Genomic DNA, 14,046 nt, shown 5'->3' with positions numbered 1-14,046 from the left:
CGGGAAGCGAAGACCTGCGGCTATCTGCGAGATAGCCACAATCAACAGTCGAATCGGTTGAAAATAGAGGCGTCGGTACTATATCAGCAGCATCCGCGCCGACAGTGGTCTCAATGCACGCCGGTCCGTGTAATCGTGTAATGTATGGGTTCGGCGCACGTCGCCAGCTTTTACGAAATAACAGAGGTTCCCGCCATGAGCGAACAGATCAAGTATGTGAGCGACGCGTCCTTCGAGGCAGACGTGCTCAAGTCCGACAAACCCGTGCTGGTCGATTTCTGGGCCGAATGGTGCGGTCCTTGCAAAATGATCGCCCCGATCCTGGACGAGGTTTCCAAGGACTACGGCGAGAAGGTGCAAATCGCCAAGATCAACGTCGATGAGAACCAGGGCGTGCCGGCCAAGTTCGGCATTCGCGGCATCCCAACGCTGATTCTGTTCAAGAATGGCGCTGTGGCCGCGCAAAAGGTGGGCGCGCTGTCCAAGTCGCAACTGACTGCATTCCTGGACAGCCACCTGTAAGCCGTTTTTCGGCTATAGGCGACCTTTCGCGTTGCCCCACACACACGCTGGCGCACTTCCGCCTGGAAGCCCGCCAGCGTTGTGCTAAGATTGCAGCCAATCTGTTTCCCCGAGCGTTCGCTCGACCTGCCCCCCCTCCCCCGTTTCTCGTTTCGCCGCCCGTTCGGGCCCTTCCCTCATCTTTCGTCTATGCATCTGACAGAACTGAAATCCTTGCACGTGTCCCAATTGCTGGAAATGGCGGGGCAGCTGGAGATCGATAACGCGCAGCGCATGCGCAAACAGGAATTGATGTTTGCCATCCTGAAAAAGAAGGCGAAACAGGGGGAAACGATTTTCGGGGACGGCACACTTGAAGTGCTGCCCGATGGCTTCGGTTTTCTGCGCTCGCCGGAAACCTCGTATCTGGCCAGCACCGACGACATCTACATCAGCCCGTCGCAGATCCGCCGATTCAATTTGCACACCGGTGACACCATCGAAGGTGAAGTCCGCACGCCCAAGGATGGCGAGCGCTACTTCGCGCTGGTGAAGGTCGACAAGGTCAATACGCAGCCTCCTGAAGCGGTGAAGAACCGCATCATGTTCGAGAACCTGACGCCGCTGCACCCGAACAAGCCGCTCACGCTCGAACGCGACATCAAGGCCGAAGAGAACATCACTGGCCGCATCATCGACATGATCGCCCCGATCGGTCGCGGCCAGCGGGCGCTGCTGGTAGCAAGCCCGAAGTCGGGCAAGACCGTGATGCTGCAGCACATTGCGCACGCCATCGCGACCAACCATCCGGAAGCCGAGCTGTTCGTACTGCTGATCGACGAGCGCCCGGAAGAAGTGACCGAAATGCAGCGCACCGTGCGCGGTGAAGTGGTGGCATCGACGTTCGATGAGCCTGCCGTGCGTCACGTGCAGGTGGCCGAAATGGTCATCGAAAAGGCCAAGCGCCTGGTCGAACTGAAGAAGGACGTGGTGATCGTGTTGGACTCGATCACGCGACTGGCCCGCGCCTACAACACTGTGGTGCCAACCTCGGGCAAGGTGCTAACCGGCGGTGTCGACGCCAATGCGCTGCAGCGCCCGAAGCGTTTCTTCGGTGCGGCACGTAACCTGGAAGAAGGCGGTTCGCTCACCATCATCGGTACGGCGCTGATCGAAACCGGCAGCCGCATGGACGACGTGATCTATGAAGAATTCAAGGGCACCGGCAACATGGAAGTGCACCTGGAACGCCGCCTGGCCGAAAAGCGCGTCTACCCCGCCATCAACCTGAACAAGTCGGGCACGCGCCGGGAAGAACTGCTGATCAAGCCGGACATCCTGCAGAAGGTGTGGATTCTGCGTAAGTTCATCCATGACATGGATGAGGTCGAGGCGATGGAATTCCTGCTCGACAAACTCAAGACGACGAAAAACAACGCTGAGTTCTTCGACATGATGCGACGCGGCGGCTAAGTCTCCTGCCTGCATAGCGAAAAGCGCACCCATCGTGGTGCGCTTTTTTTATTGCTGTGTCAACTACAAGTTTTTCCTCGGTGTTCTCTTGTCAAAGTCGTGAAATTCGCTAGTTCATTTGCATTACAGTCCGGGCGCGCAAGCGTTTGCCACCATCGTCCTTAAACGTCATCGCAAAAGAGAAACCCGGCAACCATACTGCAAGCCTGCCCTGGCCGGGCCGCCTCGGCAAAGAACGAACCACACGAAAAATCGAACGGGGGAAACCATGCGCGAAGAGTCGCTGGAATGTACTGCCGCGTGCCGAACCGTCGTAGTGGCGTCACGCGCGGGGATGGGGGAGATCGACGAGACGATTTTGGGTGCGGACTGGCACGTGCGACGCGTAGCGTCGATGCGCGAACTGGGCTGTGCCATTCGTGACGGCGTTCCCAAGGCGGGCTTGGTCGATTTCGGCAGCGCGTTCTCTGCTGCGGAGTTGGATTTGCTCGAGCGCTGCATGCAAGTCTCGCATGTGGGCTGGGTGGCGGCCCTGCCGCCGGCCATGCTGAACCACGAACGCGTGCGCCAGCTCGTGCGCGATTACTGCGTGGACTACGTGCAGATGCCGCTGCGCACGGACGAGGCTGCGTATTCGCTGCGTCACGCCTGGGGCATGGCCTCGCTCGCGCAGGAAGTCACGCCAGCGCCGAAGGCCAATCATGCGCGCATGCTGGGCGAGTGCCCTGCCATGCACGGCCTGTTTCGCGCCATCCGCAAGGTCGCGCAGAACAGCGCGCCAGCCTTCATCGCGGGGGAGTCAGGCACGGGCAAGGAGCTGACTGCCCAGGCCATTCACGAGGCTTCCTCGCGCGCAGGCGGGCCGTTCATCGCCATCAATTGCGGGGCGATTCCGCCGCACCTGATCCAGTCCGAATTGTTTGGCTACGAAAAAGGCGCGTTTACCGGCGCGCATCAGCGTCATATCGGCTGGGTCGAGCATGCCAACGGCGGCACGCTGTTCCTCGATGAAATCGGCGACCTGCCGCTTGAGAGCCAAGTCAGCCTGCTGCGCTTCCTGCAACAAGGCACGATTACGCGGCTTGGCGGGCACCAGGCGATTCCGCTGGACATCCGCATCATTTCGGCAACGCACGTGGATCTGGAAGCCGCCCAACACCACGGCGGATTTCGCACCGATCTGTTTCATCGACTGTGCGTGCTCACCTTGTCGGTGCCACCGCTTCGCGAGCGCGGCAGCGACATCGTGCTGCTGGCCCAACACATCCTGGCCCAGCATGCCAGCGAGGCGTCGCACCGGATCCGCGGGTTCACGCCCTGCGCGCTGCACGCGATGATGCATTACCCGTGGCCGGGCAACGTGCGCGAACTCATCAACCGCGTGCGCCGCGCGCTGGTGATGACCGACAACCGCAAGATCTCCGCGGCCGACCTGCACCTCGAAGGCTATGCATCCGTCTCGGGCCAGACACTGGAGGAAGCGCGCGAGGGTGCAGAGTCCGATGCCATCCGCACGGCCATCGCCCGCAACGGCTTCCATATGGGCATGACCGCGCGCGAATTGGCGGTGTCTCGCGTCACGCTGTATCGGTTGATGCAGAAGCACGGCATTCGAGCAGAGCATCCACTGCACCCGGCCTAGGCCTGGGCTCATCGTTTTCATTCCGATCGGCGGGGGCATAGCGTGGGTGCTATGCCCCCCCGGATGCGCTTTTTTTTGGGCAAGCCGAAGGAATGGCGCCCCGGCCAGCCTCTCGCTTTCCTCACCCGATTCATCCAATACTTGGTTCAGTGCGCTGAACCCAGCAGCTGGCATGCGAAGGAATCGGCGGCGCTAGCGCGGCAAATGCGGTCAGGTTGGCTTGCATCGGGATCCCGCTTGAGGATGGCTAATGAGAAAAGAGTGCCCGCCGGGGGACGGAGCACGAAACCGTTGAACAGCCGCCGTACCTGCTCCTGCAGCGTACGTTGCGAAAGCGCCACATTTAGTGCACGCGGAGTCGCACCAACAGCGCCGACCTGCGCCAAGAGACTGTCGCGGCGCCGATCATCCGGCGTGGTAGCTGACACACACCCGGATACACCCCACTTCCGGGGGGATTGCGCAAGCCCCCTCGCCGTTGGATTGTTAAGCCACGCATGCGACGTACTCAGTTCGCCGTCCGTGAGTGCGGACACGACAGAACCGGTGGATGGATCGAATGCGCGGGTGGGAACAAGACCGAATGCGAGTCGCGCCGGCAACGTATCGGCGAGAACGCTTCGAAGGGCGACCAGCAGCGCGATTGCACGCCGCACGATGAGGTCGCCGTCTATTGCGAGCGCCGGCATCATGACGATCATGGCCGCGCGGTTTGCCACCACTCCGGTCCTCTCGACCGTCCACCCGAACGGCAAACGTCGAGCACAGCGCTGCGCGATTGTCGGCATGGCTAGCTCCTCCCCGTCGGGGATAGAGCGACATCCATGCCATGACGGCTAACGCCTTGTTTTAACGGGATATTTTCAACGCGGAGAACCATCCAACCCGGCATGACAGGCGATTTTGTGTCGCGACTGAAACAGCTGTCGCCATCAAAAATCGCGGTGGTCGGGCGCAGGCTCTCCAGTGGTCGAATTGCGCGCCCTGGCAAACGCTGGGCTACAGTAGCCAGGACGCAGCAACGAGAGTCCCGAGGCATGGCCGTGGCGGCTGTCATTTTTGACTTCCGCCACTAAAATGATTCGGAACGGGGGTCTGCTCCGGCCTGTATCTCGCCTGGGCGACAAGGATGTTCGCAAGATCGGTAACAGGTCGAGAACAACGATGAACACTGTTTTGATCGAAGCCCATCCGTTGGTGCGTACAGGCATTGCGCACCTGCTACGGACGCTCAAAGGCGTCACCGGCGTCACTGTCGTCGAGCCAGACGAAGGGATGTTCGACGCCATCGAAACCAATGCCGACGCGGGTCTTCTTGTCATCGGCCTGCCGCTGCCACATCTCGATGAGTTGTCGGCCATCGGCGAGATCATGCACCGGCCGCACGCGCGCCACGTGGTCGTGCTGGCTGAATCCGAATCGCCCGACATCATCCGTACGCTGATGCAGATGGGATTGTCCGGGTACACGCTCAAGCATTCGCCGGGCGAAGTCATCGCGGCTTCGCTGGAACTGGTGCTGGTGGGTGGCCAATACATTCCGGCCAGCGCACTGCTGCCGGAATCGCGCCTGGACGGTGCGCCCAACCCTGCGCTCGCTGGCGACCCTCAGACCGATCCGAAGCTGCTCGGCATTACGCCCCGGCAGTACGAGATTCTGGTGCTGCTCTCGCGCGGGCATCCGGTCAAGACGATCAGCCGCATGCTGAACATCTCCGAGGCGACAGCCAAGGCGCATATCAGCACCCTGTATCGGCGCCTGAAAGTACGCATCCGTACCGAGGCCGTGTACGTCGCCAACCAGCGCGGCGCGCGCCTGCTGTCGGTCGCCTGACCCCATCCCCAAATGAAAGCGCGCGTCGCGAAGTCGCGCGCGACGGTCGATATACTGGCCGCATGCTTTCGTCCGTTTTCCGCTGGTTCTCAGGCCGCGCACGTGCGCGGCGCCTGACGCGTTACGCCATCTCAGACGCGCGGTGGTCACGCGCGCTGGATGGACTGCCCTTTTTGCTCGACTGGCCCGGCACGGACCTCGCACGCCTGCGTGAAACGGCCACGCTCTTCATCGCCGAAAAGGAATTCACCACCGCGCACGATTTGCCGCTCACCGACGACATGGTGGTCAGCATTGCCGCGCAAGCCAGCGTGCCGATCCTGGAGCTGGGCATCACGTGGTACAGCGGATGGCACGGCGTCGTCATCTACCCTGGCGAGTTCGTCATCCGCAAGGAAGTCATGGATGAAGACGGCGTCGTGCACAACGTGCGCGAAGAAGCCGCCGGTGAGGCATGGGAGCACGGTCCGGTCATCCTCTCGTGGCAGGACATCGAACTCGGGGGCGCACTGGCCGAGCCGGGTGCGCAGCCGTATAACGTGGTGGTGCATGAGTTCGCGCATAAGCTCGACATGCTCAACGGCGAGTCGGACGGCATCCCTGCGTTTTCATCGCGCTTGCATGCCAACGTTGACCGCGAGCAATGGGCCGATGATCTCTACGCGGAGTACGACGCCTTTGCCAATCGTTGCGAGCAGCTTCCGGAGCGCCGGTGGGGCGAGGATCCGATTCTTTCGCTGCTCGATCCCTATGGCGCGCAGCATCCTGCCGAGTTCTTTGCGGTGGCGTCAGAGGCGTTCTTCGTCGAACCGTTGGCCCTGCTTGAGACGCTGCCATCGTTGTACGCGCTCCTGCAAGCGTTCTACCTGCAAGATCCGGCACGGCGCGTGCTGGACTCTGAACAACGCCAGGAGGGATTCCTGCCATGACGATTCGCCAAACGGTTCGTGCAATGCTGCTCGGTTGTTGCCTCGCCGCCGCCCCAGCCTTGGCGCAACCAACCACGCCCGTGATCCTCAGCGTCACCGCGCAATTCGATGGGCAATCCGAAACCAAACGCGTCACGCTTTCGGCCGAAACATCCACCACGGGCCAGCACGTCGCACTGCTCGAACGCACCCATACGTACGACGTGGGCGGCTCGATACCACGCAAGGAATGGGAGGCGCGCTTCGCCGCCGGCCTGCCCGACGACACGATCCCGCTGGGCTGCGACACCACCACGTGCCAATTCATACGTCACCGCTGGGCCAAGACCGGCGTCGATGTCACCCTGCGGCCGATGGTCGTATCGGGCGAGTTCCAGACGCTGTCCATCGGCGTAACGCTGCATCGGTTCCAGCCGTCGCCCGACGCCGAGTCCCCTGCCCGGGTCGACACCTGGGCACGCAACCTCGACACCTCGTTGCGCGTCGGCGACACCAAGACCATGGATCTGGACGGTCACGGCATGCTTACGATCGAGCGCCTCGGCAAACCTTGATCGAAATAAGCGTTTCGAGTCACTTTTCGATGCCCCGACACGACGGATTTTGCGGCAGGCGCGTTGCTCAAGCCCTTGTTTCTCTGGCATAATCCTCGTTTCTCCACCCGGCAAGTGATTCGAGGGCTGGTCGCACGGTGGCTCCTACCATGTGAGCACCTGAAGCGCGCCGCGAATTGGCTACCTCTACCCCAGGGCCCATCATGAAAGAAGGCATTCACCCGAATTACCGCGAAGTCGTGTTCCAGGACATGTCCAGCGACTTCAAGTTCATCACCCGCTCGACCATCCAGACCAAGGAAATGATCACGCTGGACGGCAAGGAATATCCGCTGGCCAAGATTGAAGTCTCGTCCGAATCGCACCCGTTCTACACGGGCCAGCAAAAGGTTCTGGACACGGCCGGCCGCGTCGAGAAGTTCCGCAACAAGTTCGGCAGCAAGATCGGCAAGGCTGCCAAGTAATATCGGCGCCGGAGACGGCTCAGCGCATGACTCGCTCAGTGCAGACCGTCTTAGTGGTCAGAAAAAGGCAGCTCCGGCTGCCTTTTTTGTTTCTCGGCACATGGTAGGCCGTTGATTTGGCCCTCTTTACGATCCGCACGTCGCTGTGCAATCCCGGCTGGGCTCGCCCGGCCTGACACTCGATGAACACCACCCGCGTCTCGCGCATCCGCCTGACTGCCGCCGCCACCCGCGAGTTGCCGCGTTGGCTGCTGCTCGCCATCTGCGTGATCTACGGCCTATCAGGGCTGTTCTCGCGCGACCCGTGGAAGAACGAAGACGCCGCCGGCTTCGGCGCGATGTGGACACTGGCCACCGGCAATGCGCAGGACTGGCTGATGCCGAACATCGTCGGGCGCCCCGTCGTGCAATCTGGGCCACTGGTGTTCTGGATCGGTGGCGCGTTCATTCGCCTCTTCGGACAATGGCTCGGCCCCGCGGACGCGTCTCGCCTGGCCACCGCCCTCTTCTTCTTCGTTACCAGCGCTTGCATCTGGTACGGGGCCTATCTGCTGGGTCGGCGCCCAGAAGTCCAACCGTTTGAGTTCGTCTTTGGCGGCCAGCCAAACACGCGCGACTACGGCCGTACGCTGGCAGATGGAGCACTGCTGATCTTCCTCGCCTGCGTGGGCCTGGCACAGCGCGGTCACGAAACGACACCGCTGGTCGGGGCGCTGTGCTTCGTGGCTGTCGCGGTGTATGGCTTGATCCGAGCGCTCGACAAGCCGGTGCACGGCAGCCTCATCTACGGCATCGGCATCGGCTGCCTGTCGCTGGCGGGCGGGCCAATCCTGCCATTGGCCATCACGGTGGCCGTATTGATGGCCGCGCATGCCACGCGCGTACTGCCGCTGCGACCCCTGCTGACAGTGGCGCTGCCCGTGTCGCTCATACTCGGCTGCTCATGGCCGGTGATGACGTACTTGCTGGCAAACAATCCGACGGACGCCGTGACCTACGTCCGCGAATGGGCGCGCTTCGATCGCCATCAATACGCCGGCCCCACGGCGCATTCGCTTGGCTTTGTCGCACGCAACCTGCCACTGTTCGCCTGGCCGGTCTGGCCGCTGGCCGCGTGGGCGTGGAAGAGCTGGGGCGGCATGCGCACCGCCCCGCATATCACGCTGCCGTTGGCCGTGCTGCTGCCGCAGTTGGTGCTGCTGCTCATGCAGCCCCACCCGGGCGACGACGGCTTCCTGCTGCTGATTCCACCGATGGCCGTGATGGCCACGTTCGCGCTGCCGACGCTCAAGCGCGGCGCCATCAGCGCGATCGACTGGTTTGCGCTGCTGGCCTTCACGATCCTGGGCGGGACGCTATGGCTACTGTGGATCGCCAAGATGACAGGTTTTCCGCCTCAGCTTGCGCGCAACGTCTACCGCATCGTGCCGGGCTATCGGCCTGAGTTCAGCTGGACCGCACTGGTCTGCGCACTGCTCGTGACGGCCGCGTGGGTGCTCATCGTCGTCTGGCGCACATCGCGCGCACCCAAGGCGATCTGGCGCGCAGTGGTGATCTCGGCCGCCGGCACCACGCTGATGTGGGTGCTGATGATGACGCTGTGGCTGCCCACCATCAACTACGCCAAGACGTACCGCGATGTCGCGCAGTCAGCCGCGCTTGCGCTGCCGCGTTCCTACGTGTGCGTGCAGCCGATCCGCATGGGCGATGCGCAGCTTGCCTCGTTCGCGTACTTCGGCCACATCCGTTTTGGCAATGCAGAAGACAATTGCGACATCCTGCTGCGTCACGACCCGTACGACTACGGTGCACCGACGAGCGTCTCCAACTACGAGTGGCGCCCGATCTGGGAAGGCCGACGCCCCGCCGACCGCGACGAGCACTTCCGCATGTACCGCCTGACCGAGGCGGCCACCGCCACACATCCGCCGCCCGCGCCGGCCACCACACGCCGGCGCAAGCTGCGCCAATAACGCTCTCGGTCGTACCCACATGTTTGTCGCCGACGTCCGCCGCATTACCGCACTGGCTTGGCCGGTGCTGATCGGCCAGTTGGCGGTCATCGCTTTCGGCGTACTCGATACGGCGATGGCTGGCCGCGCGACTGCAGCAGACCTCGCGGCCATCGGACTCGGCGGGTCGATCTACGTGACGGTGTACATCAGCCTGATGGGTGTGCTGCAAGCGCTCTCGCCCATCGCCGGCCAACTGTATGGCGCGCAAAGGCACAGCGAGATCGGCGAAGAAGTGCGCCAGGCTGTCTGGCTCGGGCTGGTGCTCGCGGCTATCGGCATGCTGATCCTGTGGTTCCCTGCGCCGCTACTGCAACTGGCGGATGCGACACCGGAACTCACCGAGAAAGCCACCGCCTATTTGCGGTATGAAGCACTCGCATTGCCTGCTGCGCTCGGCTTCCGGATCTACTCTGCGTTGAACAACGCGCTGTCGCGCCCAGTGATGGTGACGGTGCTGCAGCTCGCCGGCCTCGCCATCAAATTTCCGCTCAACGCACTGTTTCTGTACGGCGGCATGGGCGTCCCCGCGATGGGTGGCCCGGGCTGTGCACTCGCCTCGATGATTATCAGCTGGCTATGGTTTGTGGCTGCGGCCGCCATCCTGATGCGCAATCCAGCGTACAAGCCGCTTGCGATTTTCACGCACTACTCGCCACCCAATCGCGCGCGGCTGTGGGCACTCGTACTCCTGGGTGTGCCGATGGGCTTCACCTACCTGATCGAGATCACATCGTTCACGTTGATGGCGATCTTCATCGCGCGTCTCGGTACGGTGGTCTTGGCAGGGCATCAGATTGCCGCCAACCTCGGGGCAGTGGCCTACATGGTGCCGCTGTCCTTGTCGATCGCGACGTCGACGCTGGCTGCGCAGTCGATCGGCGCGCGCGATCGCGTTGCGGCCCGACGCATCTCGCTGAACGGCATCAAATTGGCGGTGATGTGCGCGATCATCGTTTGCGCGGCCGTGCTGTTCTTGCGTCGCGAGCTGGTCAGCCTCTACACGCACGATGCTACTGTCCTGGCGATTGCGGTGCCGCTGCTGCCTTTCATCGCCTTCTATCAGATGTTCGATGCGCTGCAGGTCATGACTGCATTCATCCTGCGCGCATACAAGATCGCGCTCATCCCGACCGTCATCTACGCCTTATCGCTGTGGGGCGTGGGTCTGGGCGGCGGCTACGTGCTCGGATTTGGACTACTGGGCGAGTTTGCGACGCCTCTGCGTGGCGCAGCCGGCTTCTGGGCGGCCAATGCGCTCAGTTTGATGGTGGCCGGCGCGTTGCTGGTCAGCTATTTCAATCGAGTTAGCCGTGCGCCCGATTAAAGAAAGCCATTCGCCGCCGCTTTAAAACGACGTCAATCTGGAATGACTAGAATTGAATAGAAAGCGCAAAAGAAAAAACCCGCTGCAAGCAGCGGGTTTTGATTTGGCGGAGCGGACGGGACTCGAACCCGCGACCCCCGGCGTGACAGGCCGGTATTCTAACCGACTGAACTACCGCTCCGTGTCGGTTGCAAAATCAGCTAGAGACTGATTTTGCTAATGAGCTTCTGGTTAAGCTCTTATTTTGGCGTCCCCTAGGGGATTCGAACCCCTGTACTCACCGTGAAAGGGTGATGTCCTAGGCCTCTAGACGAAGGGGACAGAAACTGTTTTGCAACGCTTTCTGTCTTACGCTGCGAAGTCCGCTACTATAACGAACTTCTTTGCGTTTTGGAAGCCTCTTTTCAAATTTATTTTTTGAATCGAATCTTCCGGCATTTTGGTGGAGCTAAGCGGGATCGAACCGCTGACCTCTTGCATGCCATGCAAGCGCTCTCCCAGCTGAGCTATAGCCCCGAGGTACTGCCTTTTACTGCTTGCTTCTTACTGCATTTCGCTTCGTGTTGCAGCGAAAACAAGAGTATAGGGGAAGTATTTGGCGCTTGGCAATACCCTTTCGCAAAAATTTTTGCGCTGCACACGTCACGCCGCCAGACGATGCAGAACGACGTCGCGACCGAACAACTCCAGCACCGCATCAATCGACGGCGTTTGCAGTTGCCCTGCCACCAGCAGGCGCACCGGCATCGCCAGCTTGGGCATCTTCCAGCCGTGGGCCGCCAGAACTTCCTTGAAGACTGCGCCGATGGCCTCGCGCTTCCACTCGGGCAGCGCCCCGAGCTTCTCAGCCAGCGCCGCAATGCCAGGACGCACGTCGTCGGTCAGGTGCTGCGCAGCGAGCTCCGGCTCGACAGCCAGATCCGAGCGATAGAACAGCAGCGCTGTCTGGGCGACTTCACGCAGCGTGTTGGCGCGATCCTTCACGAGCGCAACCACGTCAGCCAGCACAGGGCCGCCATCCACCTTGCCACCCAGCGCCTCGATGAACGGTTTCACCAGCCCCGCCAGGCGCACATTGTCAGCCTGCTTGATGTAGTGGTTGTTCAACCAGGCAAGCTTCTCAGGGTTGTATTGCGCCGGCGACTTGCCCAGGTGCTCGAGGTCGAACCACTCGATGAACTGCTCGCGCGAAAAGATCTCGGCGTCGCCATGCGCCCAGCCCAGACGGGCGAGGTAGTTGACGATGGCTTCTGGCAGATAGCCCGCATCACGATAGCCCGTGACAGCCATGGCACCGTGGCGCTTGCTCATCTTCTCGCCCTGCTCGTTTAGCACAGTCGGCAGGTGTGCGTAGACCGGCGGCGTACCGCCCAGCGCGCGCAGGATGTTGATCTGCCGGGGCGTGTTGTTGACGTGGTCGTCGCCGCGGATCACATGCGTGATCTGCATATCCATGTCGTCGACGACCACACAGAAGTTATACGTAGGCGTGCCGTCCGGGCGCGCGATCACGAGATCGTCGAGTTCATCGTTGGAGATTTCGATGCGGCCCTTCACGGCGTCGTCCCACACGACACTCCCGCCGATGGGGTTCTTGAAGCGAATCACTGGCTGCACGCCGGCCGGCGGCGGCGGCAGAATCTTGCCGGGTGCGGGGCGCCAGGTGCCGTCGTAGCGGGGCTTCTCGCCGCGCTCGCGTTGCGCTTCGCGCAGGGCGTCGAGTTCTTCGGTGCTCATGTAGCACGGGTAGGCGAGTTCCTGCTGCACCATCTGAGCAACCACGGCGCGGTACCGGTCCATGCGCTGCATCTGGTAGAACGGGCCTTCGTCGATGTCCATGTCGAGCCAATCCATCGCTTCCAGGATCACGTCGACGGCTTCCTGGCTGGAGCGCTCCACGTCGGTGTCTTCGATGCGCAGGATGAAGTCTCCCTTCATCTTGCGTGCGAAGGCCCACGGATAGAGTGCCGAGCGGATGTTGCCGAGGTGGATGAAGCCGGTGGGGCTGGGAGCGAAACGAGTACGGACGCGCTGTGTCATAGGAATGGCTGAACGAATAAGGCCGCGTGATCGAACCCTGAGCGCGGATCCTGAGCGGCCTCTATCAAAACTGAAATTATAGCAACCGTCCTGCACGTGTCTGGCCGACCCTGTCGCTGAACTTTGGCACAATGGCGGCCGGCCGCAGTGCGCTCGGTCACGACTGAACACAACTGCGCGGCATACCAACCGCCCCAACTCACTCATGCAACGCCGCCTTTTCCTGGGTGCCGCCGGCGCCTCCGTGCTCTCCGCCTGCACCGTGACGGGTTTCTCGTCCGGCAAAACCGAAACGCCCGTCACCCCCGCCACGGCCGTGCTGCCGCCCACGACTCAACCAGCCACACAGCCCGTGCGGATCGGGTTGGCACTGGGCGGAGGTGCCGCGCGCGGTTTTGCGCACATCGGCGTCATCAAGATGCTGGAAGCCCAAGGCATTCAGATCGACTTCATCACCGGCACGAGCGCGGGTAGCGTGGTAGCGGCGATCTACGCGTCGGGCATGTCGGGGCTGGAGATGAACCGCATGGCGCTCAAGATGGACGAGGCCATGATCGCCGATTGGGCGCTGCCCTTCGGCACGCGCTTCGGCGGCTGGCTCAAGGGCGAGGCGCTGGAGAAATACATCAACCGGCTGGTCAAGCAGAAGACGATCGAGCAGATGCGCATTCCACTCGGCATCGTTGCGACGGACCTGGCGAGCGGCAAGCCGATCCTGTTCCGGCGCGGCAATACCGGTCAGGCGGTGCGTGCGTCCTGCAGTATCCCGGGCGTGTTCCAGCCGGTAACGATCAGCGGTCGCCAATATGTGGACGGCGGCTTGGTGGCGCCAGTGCCGGTTACCTACGTCAAGCAGATGGGCGCGACGTTCGTGATTGCAGTGAACATCTCGGCAGACCCTGCCAACCAGGCTGTGTCGGGACAGGCGAGCATGCTGCTGCAGACGACAGCCATCATGGGTCAGAGCATCAGCAAGACCGAGCTGGCCCAGGCCGATGTGGTCATCACACCGTCGCTGCCGTTTGTGAAGGGCAGCGACTTTACCGCGCGCAACGAGGCGATTCTCGCGGGCGAGCAGGCTGCTCAGGCCGCCATGCCGCTGCTGCGGGAAAAGCTGCATCTGACGCAGACCATCGTGGGCACCCCGTTGCCGCCGCACTGACACCCCTGTCAGCGGTGTCAAGTCCTGCCATAGGTTGACACTGTGCTCAGTCTCCGAGCGCCCGATGCACCGCATCGGGCGTTTTGTATTTCAAGGCCAGATGAGGCCG

General features: G+C 62.0%; 12 protein-coding genes and 3 tRNA genes. 10 read left to right on the top strand and 5 right to left on the bottom strand.

The genetic code is table 11. The features are described from left to right. The first annotated feature begins 195 nt into the window (after positions 1-195). The 3 genes from trxA to ACUXH0_RS24790 all read left to right on the top strand — a co-directional run bounded on the left by trxA (position 196) and on the right by ACUXH0_RS24790 (position 3,616). Positions 196-522 carry a thioredoxin TrxA gene (gene trxA, locus ACUXH0_RS24800; protein ID WP_004626253.1) on the top strand — a complete coding sequence of 109 codons (327 nt, stop codon included), beginning with the start codon at positions 196-198 and terminating at the stop codon, positions 520-522. A 189-nt stretch (positions 523-711) separates the two neighbouring features. Continuing rightward, positions 712-1,974, top strand: a complete 1,263-nt coding sequence (gene rho / locus ACUXH0_RS24795) for a transcription termination factor Rho (protein ID WP_004626250.1) — start codon at positions 712-714, stop codon at positions 1,972-1,974. 268 nt (positions 1,975-2,242) lie between these two features. Beyond that, positions 2,243-3,616, top strand: a complete 1,374-nt coding sequence (locus tag ACUXH0_RS24790; RefSeq protein WP_004626248.1) for a sigma-54 dependent transcriptional regulator — start codon at positions 2,243-2,245, stop codon at positions 3,614-3,616. Positions 3,617-3,762: 146 nt separating this feature from the next. On the opposite strand, the gene ACUXH0_RS24785 is transcribed toward ACUXH0_RS24790, so the two are convergent. Continuing rightward, positions 3,763-4,404: a hypothetical protein gene (locus ACUXH0_RS24785; RefSeq protein ID WP_012435302.1), complete on the bottom strand. Its 642-nt coding sequence runs from the start codon at positions 4,402-4,404 to the stop codon at positions 3,763-3,765. Positions 4,405-4,780: 376 nt separating this feature from the next. Between ACUXH0_RS24785 and ACUXH0_RS24780 the strand changes: the two genes are divergently transcribed. The 6 genes from ACUXH0_RS24780 to ACUXH0_RS24755 all read left to right on the top strand — a co-directional run bounded on the left by ACUXH0_RS24780 (position 4,781) and on the right by ACUXH0_RS24755 (position 10,735). Further along, the gene (locus ACUXH0_RS24780; protein ID WP_182594814.1) at positions 4,781-5,449 is read left to right on the top strand and encodes a LuxR C-terminal-related transcriptional regulator; all 669 of its coding nucleotides are present in this window, start codon (positions 4,781-4,783) and stop codon (positions 5,447-5,449) included. Between the two features lie 62 nt (positions 5,450-5,511). After that, on the top strand, positions 5,512-6,378 hold the full coding sequence (locus tag ACUXH0_RS24775; RefSeq protein WP_012435300.1) for a M90 family metallopeptidase: 867 nt from the start codon (positions 5,512-5,514) through the stop codon (positions 6,376-6,378). Further along, positions 6,375-6,932, top strand: a complete 558-nt coding sequence (locus ACUXH0_RS24770; protein ID WP_004626239.1) for a hypothetical protein — start codon at positions 6,375-6,377, stop codon at positions 6,930-6,932. Before ACUXH0_RS24775 ends, ACUXH0_RS24770 begins: the two co-directional genes overlap by 4 nt. A gap of 203 nt (positions 6,933-7,135) precedes the next feature. Further along, positions 7,136-7,396, top strand: a complete 261-nt coding sequence (locus ACUXH0_RS24765; protein ID WP_004626237.1) for a type B 50S ribosomal protein L31 — start codon at positions 7,136-7,138, stop codon at positions 7,394-7,396. 182 nt (positions 7,397-7,578) lie between these two features. Continuing rightward, a complete protein-coding gene (locus tag ACUXH0_RS24760; protein ID WP_012435299.1) occupies positions 7,579-9,369 on the top strand; it encodes an ArnT family glycosyltransferase in 1,791 nt (596 codons plus the stop codon). Between the two features lie 19 nt (positions 9,370-9,388). Then, the gene (locus ACUXH0_RS24755; protein WP_012435298.1) at positions 9,389-10,735 is read left to right on the top strand and encodes an MATE family efflux transporter; all 1,347 of its coding nucleotides are present in this window, start codon (positions 9,389-9,391) and stop codon (positions 10,733-10,735) included. Between the two features lie 104 nt (positions 10,736-10,839). Here the strand turns inward: ACUXH0_RS24755 and ACUXH0_RS24750 are convergent. The 4 genes from ACUXH0_RS24750 to gltX all read right to left on the bottom strand — a co-directional run bounded on the left by ACUXH0_RS24750 (position 10,840) and on the right by gltX (position 12,775). Beyond that, positions 10,840-10,916: transfer RNA gene (locus ACUXH0_RS24750), tRNA-Asp, on the bottom strand. Between the two features lie 64 nt (positions 10,917-10,980). Continuing rightward, positions 10,981-11,056: transfer RNA gene (locus ACUXH0_RS24745), tRNA-Glu, on the bottom strand. A 119-nt stretch (positions 11,057-11,175) separates the two neighbouring features. After that, positions 11,176-11,251, bottom strand: a tRNA-Ala gene (locus ACUXH0_RS24740). 126 nt (positions 11,252-11,377) lie between these two features. After that, positions 11,378-12,775 (bottom strand): glutamate--tRNA ligase, encoded by a 1,398-nt coding sequence (gene gltX / locus ACUXH0_RS24735; RefSeq protein WP_012435297.1) that lies wholly within the window; start codon positions 12,773-12,775, stop codon positions 11,378-11,380. A 205-nt stretch (positions 12,776-12,980) separates the two neighbouring features. On the opposite strand from gltX, the gene ACUXH0_RS24730 reads away from it, so the two are divergent. Further along, the gene (locus tag ACUXH0_RS24730; RefSeq protein ID WP_012435296.1) at positions 12,981-13,937 is read left to right on the top strand and encodes a patatin-like phospholipase family protein; all 957 of its coding nucleotides are present in this window, start codon (positions 12,981-12,983) and stop codon (positions 13,935-13,937) included. Positions 13,938-14,046: the final 109 nt, after the last annotated feature.

It is taken from the genome of Ralstonia sp. 110700041-2 (genome assembly GCF_056280165.1).
Note: the sequence above shows the minus strand (reverse complement) of the source record. Positions and strands in the feature narration are given on the sequence as shown.